The sequence below is a fragment of the Pseudomonas sp. MF6747 genome, assembly GCF_963890955.1.
GTDB lineage: Bacteria > Pseudomonadota > Gammaproteobacteria > Pseudomonadales > Pseudomonadaceae > Aquipseudomonas.
Genome location: NZ_CAWPSZ010000015.1, coordinates 17,447 through 30,205 on the forward strand (window position 1 = coordinate 17,447; position 12,759 = coordinate 30,205).

Consider the following 12,759-nt stretch of genomic DNA (forward strand, 5'->3'; position numbering starts at 1 on the left):
AATCAAAAAACATTCTTATTAACGCTTTTTCATTTACAGGCGCCGTACACATCCTGTGGGCAGTTGGGCGGCTGTGGCGAGCGGGCTTGCTCCGCGTTGGGCTGCGCAGCAGCCCCTATACAGTCACCGCAGTTTTTTCAGTCAGAACGCATTGGCAGGTTTTGGGGCCGCTTCGCAGCCCAACGCGGGGCAAGCCCGCTCGCCACATCAAGCCCGCTTGCCTTCAAGTTGCGCAGTTAGAAGTCGACGGTGGCCGAGAGCAAGTACGTACGCGGCGTCGACAGGGTCAATCCCGGTTCGCTGTCATCCGAGGCCCCGGCCGAGCTCCAGTAGCGTTTATCGGCGACGTTCTCGATATTGGCGCGCAAGGTGATGTGTTTGTCATCCACCTTGAAGGCATAACGCGCACCGACGTCGATACGGTTCCAGGCGTCAATTTCTTTCACATTGGACTGATCCAGGTACTGCGAGCTGGAATAAATGCCCCGGCTGGTCAGGGTCAAACCCTCGAGCGTCGGCACATCCCATTCCGCCCCCAGGTTCACGTTGTACTTGGGCGTGGCCGGTGCGCGGTTGCCGTCGTAAGTGCCATTGGTGGTATGGGTCAGCTCGCTGTCGATGTACATCACGCCACCGAGCAGACGAAAGCCCTTGAGCGGCTCGCCAAACACACTCAGCTCCACCCCGTCGTTCTGGCGTTTGCCGTTGGGGCCGAACACCCGTGTGGTCGCGTTGGTTTCATAGGCTGGCTGCTTGATGCGGAACACGGCGGCGGTAACAGCAAAGGCGCCCGCGTCGTATTTGGCACCGACTTCGACCTGCCGGCTGATAAACGGCGGGAAGATTTCGTCTTCGTTGATAGAGGTAGAAGGTGCGATTTTGCCTTGGCTCAGGCCTTCCATGTAGTTGGCATACAGCGACAACGTGTCGGTGGCCTTGAAGAGGATGCCACCCGACGGCGAGATTTTTTCCTCGTCATAGGCGGTGTCACCTTTGACGTTGTCGGTCCAGTCGTCCACCTTCACCCGCTGCCAGCGCGCGCCAAGGGTCAGCAGCAATCGGTCGTCGAAGAAACCCAGGGTGTCGGACAGCGCGACACCGCTGAACTTATTCTCTGTGTAGACCTTGGAATCAAAGCGCGTCGGCCGCGAGGGGATCGGGGTTTGCACCGGATCATAGAGGTTACTTGGCGCCGCCCCGTAGCGCGCCCCGCCGTTTTCAAAGTCCATATAGAAGTAGCTGGCAGCCAGGTTGAGCTCATGGCTGACGGGGCCGGTGTGGAACCAGCTGCGCATGCCCGCCGTGGCGGTGCGCACGTTTTCGTCGCGGGTAAAATCACGCGGCTGCACGCTGAAATCCCCGGCATTGTTGGTGACGGACACGGCGTGGCGCAGGAAATCGTGATTACTTTTACGCGCGCCGACACCGCCGTAGAGCATCACGCTATCAGTGAGGTCGAACTCGCCGTTGACGGTACCGAACGTGTCATCGGTGCTGGCCTTGCTCCAGGGTTGCGCGTAGTTGCGGCGCACATCGCTGGCACTCGGCACGCGGGCATTGGGGCCGATCTGCACACGCTCCTGCGGGGCATCGGTGTCACGCTCGGTGTGACCGATGTCGGTAGAAAGGCGCAGGCGTTCGCCACGAAAATCCAGGCCCAGAACGGCCATCTCACGGTCGACGCTCTGGTGGTCCCATTCGGTGTCGCCGGACTGCTTCACGCCGTTGAAACGGATGCCGAATTTGTTGTCCTCACCAAAGCGCCGGCCCACGTCCACCGCGCCGCCAGTCTGGCTGTCGGAGGCCCAGGTGCCAGTAAACGAATTGATATCTTTGTCGGTGGCACGCTTGGGCACCACGTTGATTCCGCCGCCGACGCTGCCGCGCGGTGAGATGCCGTTGATCAACTGGCTCGGGCCCTTGAGGATATCGACGCGCTCGGCCATTTCCATGTCGATGGTGTACGTCGGCAACACGCCGTACAGGCCGTTGTAGGCCACATCACTGTTGAACAGACTGAATCCGCGAATGGTGAACTGCTCATAGCGTCCACCGGCCGGGTTGGTGGCGCGCACTGAAGGATCGCTGGCGATCAGGTCGCCGAGGGTGCGCGCCTGCTGGTTCTTCACCGCTTCCTCGGTGTAGGTGGTCATGCTGAACGGCGTTTCCATGAAGTCCCGCGAACCGAGCAAGCCCTGCGAGCCACGACGCGCCACTTGGCCGCCGGCGTAGGTATCGCCGCCCTCCTGCCCGGTGCTGCCGATGATTGAAGTCGGCGCCAATTGCAGGCTGCTGCCGTCGGGCGCCGGCACCACCCTGTATGCCTGCTCACCCATCGGTTGCAACTGCAGGCCGGAGCCTTGCAACAAGTAAGCAAAGCCCTCCTCCACACCATATTCGCCGGCCAGGCCACCGCTGCTGCGACCGCTGACCAACGCAGGATCTACCGACAGATTGACCCCCGACAGCCCGGCAAAACGGGTCAACGCAGCGCTCAGGCTGCCGGCCGGCACCTGGTAGCTGCGCCGAGCACTGCTGTCTTCGGCGTAGCTGATCGGGACGAATAATGGGCTGGCACTGAGGCTCAGCATCAAGCTCAAGTTCAATAACGGGCGCAGGCGCAAAGGTGGGACGGCGGGCATTGGCGGAAGCTCTCGATTTGATTCACTTGCCATGAATGACAGGCGAGGTGAAAAAAAGGGACAGGCTTCGGCCATTTTTTTCAGGCAATAAAGCGCTCAACTGGCCGGTACTTCCAGCCCTAGCTTGACCCGGTCCAGCGTCATCAGAGCCTTGAACCACTTCAGGTTGGGGCGCGCGGCGAAGACCCGGCGGGCCAGCGCCTGGTATTCCTGCAGGCTGGCGACATTCAGTGTCAGCACGACATCCACGTCGCCGGTGGCGCAGTGATGGGACTGTCGCTGTTGGTGGTGCCTGGCGGTTAAACGCTTACGTGTCAGGGTTATCCCGGCAAATACCCTGGGTATTTTCGTCTTGCATAGACGCCACCCATTGCTCAGGATGGCGGCCTGATTTCAACCTCTGCAAGAAGGCTCGACGCATGAAACTATTGCGTAAATGGCGCGAACACCAAGCGCGCAAGGCATTACGCGCGCTCTCCCCCCTGGAGCGTTCGACGCAAAAACTGCGCAACCGTTACCCCGACTACAGCTTTGGCATCGGTACCTACGGTGACCTGAAGGTTCACGACTGGCATGAAGGTACGACCCTGCGCGTAGGCGCCTACACGTCCATTGCCGGCAACGTCGAAGTGTATCTCGGCGGCCACCATCGCACTGATTGGCTCAGCTGCTATCCCTTCCCGGCCAAGGTTAAAAGCCTCGCGCACATCACTGATTTTGGTGGCAGCAAGGGCGACGTGATCATTGGCAATGATTGCTGGATCAGCTCGCACGCGAAGATTCTGTCCGGCGTCACCATCGGCAATGGCGCGGTCGTCGCGGCGGGCTCGATTGTGACCAAGGACGTTGCCCCTTACGCCATCGTGGGCGGCAACCCCGCCAAACATATCCGCTGGCGCTTCGATGAGCCCACCCGCCAGATCCTCGAACAGTCCGCCTGGTGGGAATGGCCGGAAACCGAGGTGCGCGCGATCGCTCATTTGCTCTGCAGCACGGATATCGACCCGTTTGTGGATTACCTCAAGCAGCGCGCCACCGGCGCCTGACGCATGCCGACAGGCAGCCATGCAAAACTGGCGGGCATGAAAAAGCCCAACCTTTTCAGGTTGGGCTTGATCAAGAATATGGTCGGGACGGAGTGATTCGAACACTCGACCCCTAGCACCCCATGCTGGCGGACGTCCCGAAAAGCCTTAAACAGCAACAACTTACGTAGGCGCCCACTGCAATCGACGCCTAACAATGTTGAGCAAGGATTCACGAATCCCCGCAAATCTCCCTACAGGCTTTCTCCCTGAAAGCCCCTGCCCCGGCGTTCTGCCGAACGCCCCCCCTGGTAACTCGACTGCTACGCTTTTATTTTCAAAGAGGAACTGCCATGCCTAATTCCGACCTACTGCCTTCACTGCTTTCTAAGCTCTACGAAAATCAGCTGGCCCTTGAGGCTTCCATCATGGAGCTATCGAACTGGGTTGAGCAGCGTGGCTCAGCCGATGTGGCGGAGAACATCCGCGGGGCGCTGCACACCATCGATGAGAACGAGGAGTTCATCAAGCTGACTCTGGCGGTCCTCATGTCGCCCTACTCCACCTGCAGGGCGACCTGCTGCACGCCGACCTGGTGCGCTGGGGATGGCGGCCACACTGGGCAAAGGACAGGGCCGCGCCGATCAATGCCCGTGTTGAGAAGGTGGCCCACGGCCCGTTCTTCCGGGCGATCTGGCCGCACCGGGCCATCACGCCGGTCGACAACTGGTTTGAGTGGGTGGACGAAGGCGGACCGAAGAAACAGCCCTACCTAATCCGGCGGCGCGATGGCGCGCCGATCTTCTGCGCTGCCATCGGCCAACTGCCCGACAGCGATGAAGGTCCGGGTGAGCATGACGGTTTCGTGATCATCGCCGCCGACAGCGCCGGCGGCATGGTGGATATCCACGACCGGCGCCCGGTGGTGCTTACGCCCGACCTGGCTCGTGAATGGCTTGATCCGGCCACGCCCAAGGAGCGCGCCGAGCAGATGGCGTTGCATCAGGGAGAGCCGTCGGAAGTCTTCGAGTGGTTCAAAGTCGATACGGCCGTGGGGAACGTGAGGAATAAGGGGCCAGAATTGATTCGACCTTTAGATTAATTGGGGTAGAAGTACTAAATGACAGTCGCCACTGTGATGACCCAGCCGAGGGTCAGCAGTATTGAAAGACCCGCAAGCCGCTTGTCCATGGCGCCCGTCAATAAACTCAATGATCGCAGTACGAACGCCGCGGGAAAGACTAGATCATATGCATCAGCGCGCAACAGCAGGCGCAGATGCCCATCTGGGCATATCGCGGGTAAAGAAGTCTCAACAATCAGATGCTTGGGCCGATAGCATGGAGTGAGCACCCAGCGCTGGGAAAATTGAGAAATGGTTAAGCGGATTTAGGTTATGAACGATATTTATTTACTTGTAGAACACGGCAGAGATCAGGGTGAGGTTTATATTTTAGGATGGTTTGACGACAAAAAAAGCGCATCGGACATCGCAGAGGCGAAGGAATGGCAGGCGTACAGAGATGCTTTGAATGCCGAGAGCTCTTGGTCTCTTCAAGCGCCAATTCCACCTGATCAGACTAAGTATCGCCGCTATTGGGTTCAAGCCGTTTCAAAATTTGAGATGGGTCAAACTCACCGAGCATCGGCCGGCCACTGAAACTCATAATTTTTCAACTACCTGCTGATAGCGCCTTCGCATAGGCCTGGCACGCCCGCAGCGCGATTACGGCATTATCCCCATCGTCGGTGATGGCGATAATTCGTTGCGCATGCGCTGGGTCAAGTTGGGCTCGACGGGCTGCATGAACCAAGCCGACGGCGCCGGGGGCGGTAGGCACTTCGCAGCCACTGGCTGAATCCGTGGCGTCGAGAAGGACTGACAACCGCACATCAGCAGTAGCAAGGCGGTCACGCAGCAGAGCCTGGTTGCGCTGGGCATCGTATAATTCCTTCGTATGTTGTTGGTCTTGGGTAGCGAGCTGATGCTCGGTGGCCAAGCGCTTATCTTGCTCGGCCTGCTGCTGACGCCAGGCCTCGCCGGTGATTGCGCCGAGGTCTTGCTGGTGCGCGGCGCCCTGCTCGGCAAGCTTCTTCCCCATGCGCCAGTCCTGCACCTCCCAGGTGGCGAAGGCTGTACCGGCCATCAGCGCCAGGACCAGCAACACCAGGCCACCCAGCTTCTGCACCGGCGTCATGCCAGCACCTTCAACGCCCTGTCGTACAGCGCCTGACGATCGGCTTGCCCGGTGAGTCCGCCGTTAATGCGCTTGGTGATCTTCGCGAAGTCCTTCTGGTCTGCCAGCGTGTTCAGTCCTCGCGTGGACCAAAACCACGCTGCCGACATCGCGGCGTGCTGGGGCAACTCCAGAAGCTCAGGCGTACTGATCAGGTCCAGGCCCAGCGCCTCGCCGCACGCGGCATAGTTCGCCCGGCCGGTAATCTGGATCAGGCCACGACCCCGGAACTTGGAGCCATCACCCTTAACGATGTTTCCCAAGTCGGCGCGGCTTTCATAACCGAGTTGCTGCGCCGTTGGCCCCCAGATCTCGCGCACGTAACGCAACTGGCCAGACTCATGCCCGATCTGGGCGATGAATGCAGACACACGCAGAGTGCCGACAATGCCATAGCGGCCCATGGCCGTATTCAGCGCAGAAACAAAAACGCCGGCTTGGCGGCCAGCGTTCGGGAGGATCTGCAGCAGCTGCTGCTCGGTGATCGGCATACTTTTCTCCAGGCGAAAAAAAACCCGCGACTTGGCGGGCGATACGCTTTCTATATAATGCGGTGAATTATCGGAGCGAACAGGAATGGATCCCATGAAATACGCAATACTTCTCTTAACCGTCTTTACTCTTGGCGGCTGTGAAACGTACAGCGGCGGACAAGACGGCCCCGACATTAAGGCCGCAGGACTCCAGATCCGTTGCGATGAAGCCCCGGTGAATCAGCCCGGCTGCTATTCCCCGCCACCCTCTTGGTGGAGCATGCTACCAAGCCATTTTTTCATTCGTGGTAGCGGCTTTTAACGCTTGCAGCGGTGTGAATCCTTTTTACAGGCGAAAAAAACCGCTCAAGGCGGCATCAGGGCTAGATCGCGGATCAGTTCGCGACCGGATCCACAGTGGTGGGCAGTGGGAATCGGGCCTTGATGGCGGCGACGGAGGCAAGCCACCCGGCATAGTCAGGCTCAAGGCCCTGGCTCAGTGCATCGTAGTCCGCCTCCAGGCGTAGCGGATCAGACTCGGCCAGGTATGCGGCCCGGCGAGAAGCCAGGACAGCCTCAAGCGTTGTCCGGCGGTCTTCTTTCTGGCGCTGCTCGACAGTCACCATCTTGCTGAAATCGATATTTTTCATTGGGGAAGGCTCACGTTCCCGTCAGGTGGACTGACGATATCGGCGGGGAAGTTTGCAGCGGCTGTAGCGCCCTGGCCACAGGGTAGAAGCAGTGTCAGGATGAGATCGCCATTCTTGCGCGTGATGTCACCGATAACGAACTCACAATCAACTGCCGAACTCGGGAGCAACGCCCCCTCAGGAATTTCTCGGAAGTCGAAGCGCTCTCCATTCAATGTGATCACATCGCCGCGCTTACTAACCTTAAGCACGTCATCGCGGCGCTGGGGAGAGAATTTAATAATCATTAGAACCACCTTCCCACGGCAATCATTTTTACAATGATATTGGCCGCGCTAGTGCTTGACCCAGAAATAATAAACATCTCGGCAACGGCTCCATTCCAGCTGGAAAACTCTCCCCACACGATAGCGCCGGGTAGTCTTGCGGAGAAACTAAATTGCGGCGTGCTTCCAGAAGCGAATGCTGCCGGCATGGCGAAAGCTGTAGAGGTATAAAACATACCGTTGGCGGACTGGTTGACTGCGAGGTTTGTGGTGAATTCGTTTATGCAAACCTGAAGCCCACCGGCAAACCTCCAATACTGGCCAGCACCATTAACTCCGGACTCCATCAGAGCGCCAGTCGGCAACCCGCCTGACTGCGATACTGTGCCAGCGATAGCGGCCGCCGCAAGCTTAGTCGCCGTTCCGGTGGAATTTCCTGTCCCGCCCTTCGCCACTGGCAGAATGTCGTAATTGCCCGTCGTGCCCAATGCCGCCAGCTTAGGGCCGAACTGGTTGTTCAGGTTATTGAAGGCATCCGACAGCATTTTGTCGTAGCCCTGCACCGGCATGATGGCGTAGGCCGCGCCACTGACTGTCGGACCCTTGTAAGCTGGAAGGATCGAGATCACCGTGGAGCTTGCGACGTTCGCCAGTTCATAGGTAGCGCCGTCCGGACCTACGAATGAGTCACCATTCCGGCTACTGGCGGCGAAATCTACGTTCGTGCCTACTACAGTTGTGCTGCCATTCTGCACAGCAACTGTTCCGGATCTTTGCCAGACCATATTTTTCTCCAGACAATAAAAAACCGCTCAAGGCGGTTCCTAGATTTAGTTACTAAATAGATTATTAAGATATTGGCTTGGCAAAAACGACAGGAACATAGAGCGCCGATGGGATATCAACCCCCACTACTTGAATTACAAGCCTGTCATTTGCATAGTCCCATACAGCGTACATATTGCCCTGTCTTGAAACTACTCCCGCAACGTCCATTGCTATGTTGTTGAGTAGCATGTAGTCACCACTAGCCAAACTAGAAGCTGATGTCCAACTTAGCCTGTTTACGCCCTGACCAGTTGGAACAGAACCCAAATATGTCCACAAAGTTAGAGTTCTTGTGAACTGCGCGCATGGCGTTCCACTATCGAAAAGTAGCTTAGAATTCGCGTCCCAAATTCGAAAGCCGAATTTAGCCGTAGGCTCTGCCTTAAAAGCTGCTACGAACCAGTTACCAGAGGTGGCTTGCCCCGAAATTCCAACGAACGAAAAACCAGTCCATGCTCCCGCAGAGCCGCGAACTAAGCAAAAACAAAATACGTTTGCCTGAGCTGGCCTGACGAAAACCAAAGGGGGCTCGTCCGTTGTGATGGCTTTTGAAAAAGGTACGTAAACGCCTGCGCCTGTACCATTCCATGTGCCCTTTTCAAGTACAGACAACCTTGCGAACTCTGAGTCTAAGACCACCACATCAGCATTATTTTTAAACATCACACCGTAAGTCATCAACGATACCTCATAACTAACAGTCTCTGAGAGCTGACACCTATAGGGCCGGTGGACGCTGCCGGACTACCAAAGTAAATGGTTACCCCGCCCGCTGAAATAATCGGCGTATATTGAATCGAGTTAATATTTTGGCCGCTAGTATCATAAACAGCTACAGGTAAACAAACAGCGGAATGTGTGGATGGATCTACGCCCGGAATTGCGATGAAACGAGTGCGTCCTGGTGTAGGAGCACCTGATTTTAAAATTACCGAGTAAACAACCCCAACAGTGAAGGAGTTTTCATCAAGTTCAAGGCGGCCAGTTGGTCCCCAAACTCTTACGCCATAAGTCATGCTGACAGATCCCCCCACTGATATCGTACTAGGCCGGTTTCATCGAACACCTTACCGCCAGCGCTGTTAATCACCTGTCTCGCTTTTCCGCCGAATGAGCTGTTTATTTCAAACGTCCCATCGAAGAACAACTTCCAGCCGCTTGTACCGGCCACATAATCGTTGGACTGAATGTAGTTACCGATCTTGGCGTTGGTGATTGACCCATCTTCTAGGAAGGCCGACTTAATGAAAGTCTGCCCGCCAGTGACCGAGAACGGCGAAACCGGCGTGCCATTGGCCAAGTTGAGCAGCATGAAGGTGTCAGCCCTTACCACGAACTGCGACGACACGCCGGAGGGATCGACTTGCAGCCCGAGACCAAATGATGCCGCGTACTTCTGCCCGCCAGCCGTGGTTTCCATCTTCACCGACCAGAGTGTCGACAGCTTGCCATTAGTGTCGGCAAGCGCTGAAGACGTCTGCTGGATATCAGCCTTGTTTGTGGCTACGCCATCCTTAGCTGTAGCCACTTCTGCGCTGACTTGGGCCACTTGCTGCGCCGAGGCCTGCTTGTTGTTGGCCACGGTGCTTTCCAGGAGCGTCACGTTTGCGGCGTTTTGGTTGACCTTGGCATCCACGGTTGTAAGGCGCTGTGCCGATGCTTCTTCGTTTGAGGCGATGACCTTTTCTTGAGTAGCGATTGCGGCAGTACTGGCCCAGCCTTTCAACGCATCTGCCTTCGCACCGCTGCCACTGTCATCCCGAGTAGCGGCGCGCAGCACATTCAGCGTTGAGCCTTGCGCAGTAACCTTACCGTCAACAGTTTCGATGCTGGTTTTGTTCAGCGCGACCTGCTGCGCCAATGCGCCAACAGAGCCAACCGCCTGCCCCACGTCTAGCCAGTAGGTGGCGTTCGGTGGTGGCTTGTTGGCCGGCACGCTGGCAATGGCCTGATATAGCCGCTGGCCCTGGCGCACGGTGTCGCCAGCGACATAGGTTTTCGCAGCGTCGTACAGCAGGATGTCGTCAAGCGCGTCGATTTGATCCTGCAGGCCGGGGATTTTGTTTATGTCGCTGAGCAAGTCCTGGCCTAGCTCGGTCTTGCTGATCTTGCCGGCGAGCATATTCAAGATGGCCCCAGCGTCCGAACTGGCCTGCCCCATCACACCGCCGCCGACAGGATAGAACGGCCCGACATTTCCGGTGCGGTCCACCAGGCGCGCCCAGAAGAACAGCGTTGCGCCTGCCAGCAGCTGCTGCATGCGGTAGTCAGCCTGCGGATACGCCAGGTCGGCCAGCTTGGTGGCGGCGCCCAGGTCGTTGGCGGGGCCATACCAAACTTCGGTGCGCTGAGTGTCTTCAGCACCAGGTGGGAAGCCCCACTTGATGCTGATACCGAACAGTTCGCTGGTGGTGCGCAGGAACGACACCGCCGGAGGCAGGCCGGTTTTACCTTGCAGGTTGGTTGGCTGGGAGAAAGCCCAGAGCGAGCTATTTTCATTCGCCCCAATTGCCGCTACGCGAGCCGTGTAGGTGCCAGTGTAAATGCCAGGAACTTCCATTGAGGCTGTATATACCCGCCCGCCAAAGATCCAGTCACCCGAACCTCTTCGCCACCAAACGTTGTAGCTGGCAGCACCTTTCGGAGCGGTCCAGGTTATCCGCATGGTAGCGACGTTGACGCCTTGGCGAACCGTATCAAATGTGGACAGCGTCACATCGCTCGGGATTGCCTGGACTGATGACGGTAGAACCGTCGTCGGCAGCGTGACGATCTGTGCGCCGTTATCGATAGTCGAGAATTTGCTCGTGTTGTGCTGCACAGCAACGATGTCGTACTGCAGCTTGTCGTCACCAAAATTCTCGATAACTGACAGAATTCTAAATGCCTCTGCCTTCAGTTCGGCCGACTCAATCGTGTAGACCGACTGCGCAGTCGGGGCCGACGAAAAGGACTCGGTAACCGTCACTACGCGACCGGACACGCTTTGAATGACTCTAGCCTCTGCGGTGCCCGTAGGTCGAATGACAACCAGCGTATCCCCTGCTTCCGCATCAATATCAGCATCCAGTGTCACGCCGCCGGAGGTGGCCGCCTTGATTCGACCAGACATTGACTTGCCACTGAAGTTCTCATCAGCAACCCGGATCAGTTGCCCTGGACGGGCGATAGTGCCATCCATCCCGACAGAGAAACTCACGGTGTCGGTTTCGTAATGGTTGGTCAGCAGGATGTACTGACCTAGCCGCTGGGCTTGGCCTTGCGATACACAGCCGAAGGCGGTGGTTTCGGTTTCGCGAATTTGATACCTGGCAATCGCTTTCTGGCTCTGGACAAACTCAACCTTGGCGGCGCCAAAGTTGGTCCGGTCTGACCAGGAGACCTTGCACACGCTATAGCGAGTCGAGCCGCTCGATGCGGAGCGGCTAAACTTTCCGCTGATCACGTTGGCGTTCGTGTAGGTGTAGACCGGGTCGCTCGGCATATCTGCCGACACCATCACTTCGCTGCCGGCATAATAGCTCATGCCTCGGAAGATACTGGCCATGTCCTGCAATACGGTCAGTGCATTGGCGCGGCTTTGCAAGTAAAGGTTACAAGTGAAACGCGGTTCTTGTCCGCCCTTCCCATCATCTACCAGCTCATCGCAGTAGCCGGCGATTTGGTAAAGACCCCATTTATCCACCTGACTGTCGCTGATCACCGCCCCAAGCCCATAACGGTCGTTGAGAATTAGGTCGCGATAAACCCAGGCCGGGTTATCGGTCCAGGCCAACTTGAACGTGCCATCCCATGCTCCGGTGTAGCTGCGGGTGGACGGCTCATAGTTGCTTGGCACTTGAATGATGCGGCCTTTGATGTGAAAGGCACGCTCCGGAATCGAGTTGAACTGCGAGGCATCGATCTTCGTACCGACCAGCGCGGTATATGGGTACTGAAGCTTTGCGTCGATCACCTCGGTGTAGCTGACGATCGAAGTGTTGGCCTGGATACTGGAGTTCGGGGCGTCCGGGGTCAGTCGGCGGATGCGGATCTGCCAGCCACCATCGGTCGGGGGAAGCTCAATCCGGTGACTCCGCTGGTAGCCATTGGTTGTCTTGCCGTCGAATGCTTGAGTTAAAACAGTGACGTAAGCCCCGTTATTGGTAGAGAGGTCGATAGCGTAATTCACCAAGTACCCCACGGTGTCGCCGTCTGACTCAGTCCTGTACATCGTCGATACACCCATGCGAATTCGCACAGCCGACAACTCGCTATTGCTGATCGCCTGTGTCCACGACTGGGAAAATTTCAGCTCGACGCCGACAGAGGTTTCCGACTCAACGGCTGGAAAGCCACGAATGTAATCCTGCTCTGCTTCGCCCGTGCGCTGCTCCCAGGTCACGCCAGTGAAATTCAGGCTGCCGTCAGAGTTCGCAAGAGGAGTCCTATTGTAGAAAATCGACTGAGCGCCATTCACCAAGCCAACGATAGGACCCTCGCTAACAGCATCAAGGATGTTGGCGTAGCTGGTGTTGATCAGGCTGTCAGGGCTCTCTACCGGCGAATGCGGCTTTTCGCTTTCACCCTTCGACCCACCGAAGCCGACTCCGAACGTATGTGCTGCGCCCATGCTTTTCTCCAGGCGAAAAAAAACCG

At 57.4% G+C, this 12,759-nt stretch carries 12 protein-coding genes and 2 pseudogenes; 4 read left to right on the top strand and 10 right to left on the bottom strand.

The window, feature by feature from the left end; translation table 11 throughout:
• Nucleotides 1-236 precede the first annotated feature (236 nt).
• Nucleotides 237-2,642 (bottom strand): TonB-dependent receptor, encoded by a 2,406-nt coding sequence (locus tag AACW30_RS16040; RefSeq protein WP_200625290.1) that lies wholly within the window; start codon nt 2,640-2,642, stop codon nt 237-239.
• 96 nt (nt 2,643-2,738) lie between these two features.
• On the bottom strand, nt 2,739-2,882 hold the full coding sequence (locus AACW30_RS16045) for a hypothetical protein (protein ID WP_200625291.1): 144 nt from the start codon (nt 2,880-2,882) through the stop codon (nt 2,739-2,741).
• Nucleotides 2,883-3,061: 179 nt separating this feature from the next.
• Between AACW30_RS16045 and AACW30_RS16050 the strand changes: the two genes are divergently transcribed.
• The 4 genes and pseudogenes from AACW30_RS16050 to AACW30_RS16065 all read left to right on the top strand — a co-directional run bounded on the left by AACW30_RS16050 (nt 3,062) and on the right by AACW30_RS16065 (nt 5,327).
• On the top strand, nt 3,062-3,688 hold the full coding sequence (locus AACW30_RS16050; RefSeq protein ID WP_106580540.1) for a CatB-related O-acetyltransferase: 627 nt from the start codon (nt 3,062-3,064) through the stop codon (nt 3,686-3,688).
• 332 nt (nt 3,689-4,020) lie between these two features.
• Nucleotides 4,021-4,224, top strand: a pseudogene (locus AACW30_RS16055) (hypothetical protein); the annotation flags it as partial.
• Nucleotides 4,218-4,769, top strand: a pseudogene (locus tag AACW30_RS16060) (SOS response-associated peptidase family protein); the annotation flags it as partial. The pseudogenes AACW30_RS16055 and AACW30_RS16060, both read left to right, overlap by 7 nt.
• Before the next feature lie 294 nt (nt 4,770-5,063).
• Nucleotides 5,064-5,327, top strand: a complete 264-nt coding sequence (locus AACW30_RS16065; protein WP_119739752.1) for a hypothetical protein — start codon at nt 5,064-5,066, stop codon at nt 5,325-5,327.
• 13 nt (nt 5,328-5,340) lie between these two features.
• Here the strand turns inward: AACW30_RS16065 and AACW30_RS16070 are convergent, their stop codons facing one another.
• The 8 genes from AACW30_RS16070 to AACW30_RS16105 all read right to left on the bottom strand — a co-directional run bounded on the left by AACW30_RS16070 (nt 5,341) and on the right by AACW30_RS16105 (nt 12,733).
• A complete protein-coding gene (locus AACW30_RS16070; RefSeq protein WP_200625292.1) occupies nt 5,341-5,865 on the bottom strand; it encodes a lysis system i-spanin subunit Rz in 525 nt (174 codons plus the stop codon).
• Nucleotides 5,862-6,395: a glycoside hydrolase family 19 protein gene (locus AACW30_RS16075; protein WP_119739748.1), complete on the bottom strand. Its 534-nt coding sequence runs from the start codon at nt 6,393-6,395 to the stop codon at nt 5,862-5,864. The genes AACW30_RS16070 and AACW30_RS16075 overlap by 4 nt, the downstream gene beginning before the upstream one ends.
• A gap of 377 nt (nt 6,396-6,772) precedes the next feature.
• A complete protein-coding gene (locus AACW30_RS16080) occupies nt 6,773-7,027 on the bottom strand; it encodes a hypothetical protein (RefSeq protein WP_200625293.1) in 255 nt (84 codons plus the stop codon).
• Nucleotides 7,024-7,314, bottom strand: a complete 291-nt coding sequence (locus AACW30_RS16085) for a hypothetical protein (RefSeq protein ID WP_200625294.1) — start codon at nt 7,312-7,314, stop codon at nt 7,024-7,026. Before AACW30_RS16085 ends, AACW30_RS16080 begins: the two co-directional genes overlap by 4 nt.
• Complete coding sequence (locus AACW30_RS16090) at nt 7,314-8,078, bottom strand: hypothetical protein (RefSeq protein ID WP_234452715.1); 765 nt, start codon at nt 8,076-8,078, stop codon at nt 7,314-7,316. The genes AACW30_RS16085 and AACW30_RS16090 overlap by 1 nt, the downstream gene beginning before the upstream one ends.
• A gap of 64 nt (nt 8,079-8,142) precedes the next feature.
• Nucleotides 8,143-8,799: a hypothetical protein gene (locus AACW30_RS16095; protein ID WP_200625295.1), complete on the bottom strand. Its 657-nt coding sequence runs from the start codon at nt 8,797-8,799 to the stop codon at nt 8,143-8,145.
• A complete protein-coding gene (locus AACW30_RS16100) occupies nt 8,799-9,137 on the bottom strand; it encodes a hypothetical protein (RefSeq protein ID WP_200625296.1) in 339 nt (112 codons plus the stop codon). Before AACW30_RS16100 ends, AACW30_RS16095 begins: the two co-directional genes overlap by 1 nt.
• Entirely contained in the window at nt 9,134-12,733 is a 3,600-nt protein-coding gene (locus tag AACW30_RS16105) for a phage tail protein (protein ID WP_200625297.1), read from the bottom strand. The genes AACW30_RS16100 and AACW30_RS16105 overlap by 4 nt, the downstream gene beginning before the upstream one ends.
• Nucleotides 12,734-12,759 lie beyond the last annotated feature (26 nt).

Coding starts and splice junctions, on each gene's coding strand:
- AACW30_RS16070 (WP_200625292.1), bottom strand. CDS start 5,865: ATGACGCCGGTGCAGAAGCTGGGTGGCCTGGTGTTGCTGGTCCTGGCG.
- AACW30_RS16085 (WP_200625294.1), bottom strand. CDS start 7,314: ATGATTATTAAATTCTCTCCCCAGCGCCGCGATGACGTGCTTAAGGTT.
- AACW30_RS16050 (WP_106580540.1), top strand. CDS start 3,062: ATGAAACTATTGCGTAAATGGCGCGAACACCAAGCGCGCAAGGCATTA.
- AACW30_RS16105 (WP_200625297.1), bottom strand. CDS start 12,733: ATGGGCGCAGCACATACGTTCGGAGTCGGCTTCGGTGGGTCGAAGGGT.
- AACW30_RS16090 (WP_234452715.1), bottom strand. CDS start 8,078: ATGGTCTGGCAAAGATCCGGAACAGTTGCTGTGCAGAATGGCAGCACA.
- AACW30_RS16065 (WP_119739752.1), top strand. CDS start 5,064: ATGAACGATATTTATTTACTTGTAGAACACGGCAGAGATCAGGGTGAG.
- AACW30_RS16040 (WP_200625290.1), bottom strand. CDS start 2,642: ATGCCCGCCGTCCCACCTTTGCGCCTGCGCCCGTTATTGAACTTGAGC.
- AACW30_RS16080 (WP_200625293.1), bottom strand. CDS start 7,027: ATGAAAAATATCGATTTCAGCAAGATGGTGACTGTCGAGCAGCGCCAG.
- AACW30_RS16075 (WP_119739748.1), bottom strand. CDS start 6,395: ATGCCGATCACCGAGCAGCAGCTGCTGCAGATCCTCCCGAACGCTGGC.
- AACW30_RS16100 (WP_200625296.1), bottom strand. CDS start 9,137: ATGACTTATGGCGTAAGAGTTTGGGGACCAACTGGCCGCCTTGAACTT.
- AACW30_RS16095 (WP_200625295.1), bottom strand. CDS start 8,799: ATGACTTACGGTGTGATGTTTAAAAATAATGCTGATGTGGTGGTCTTA.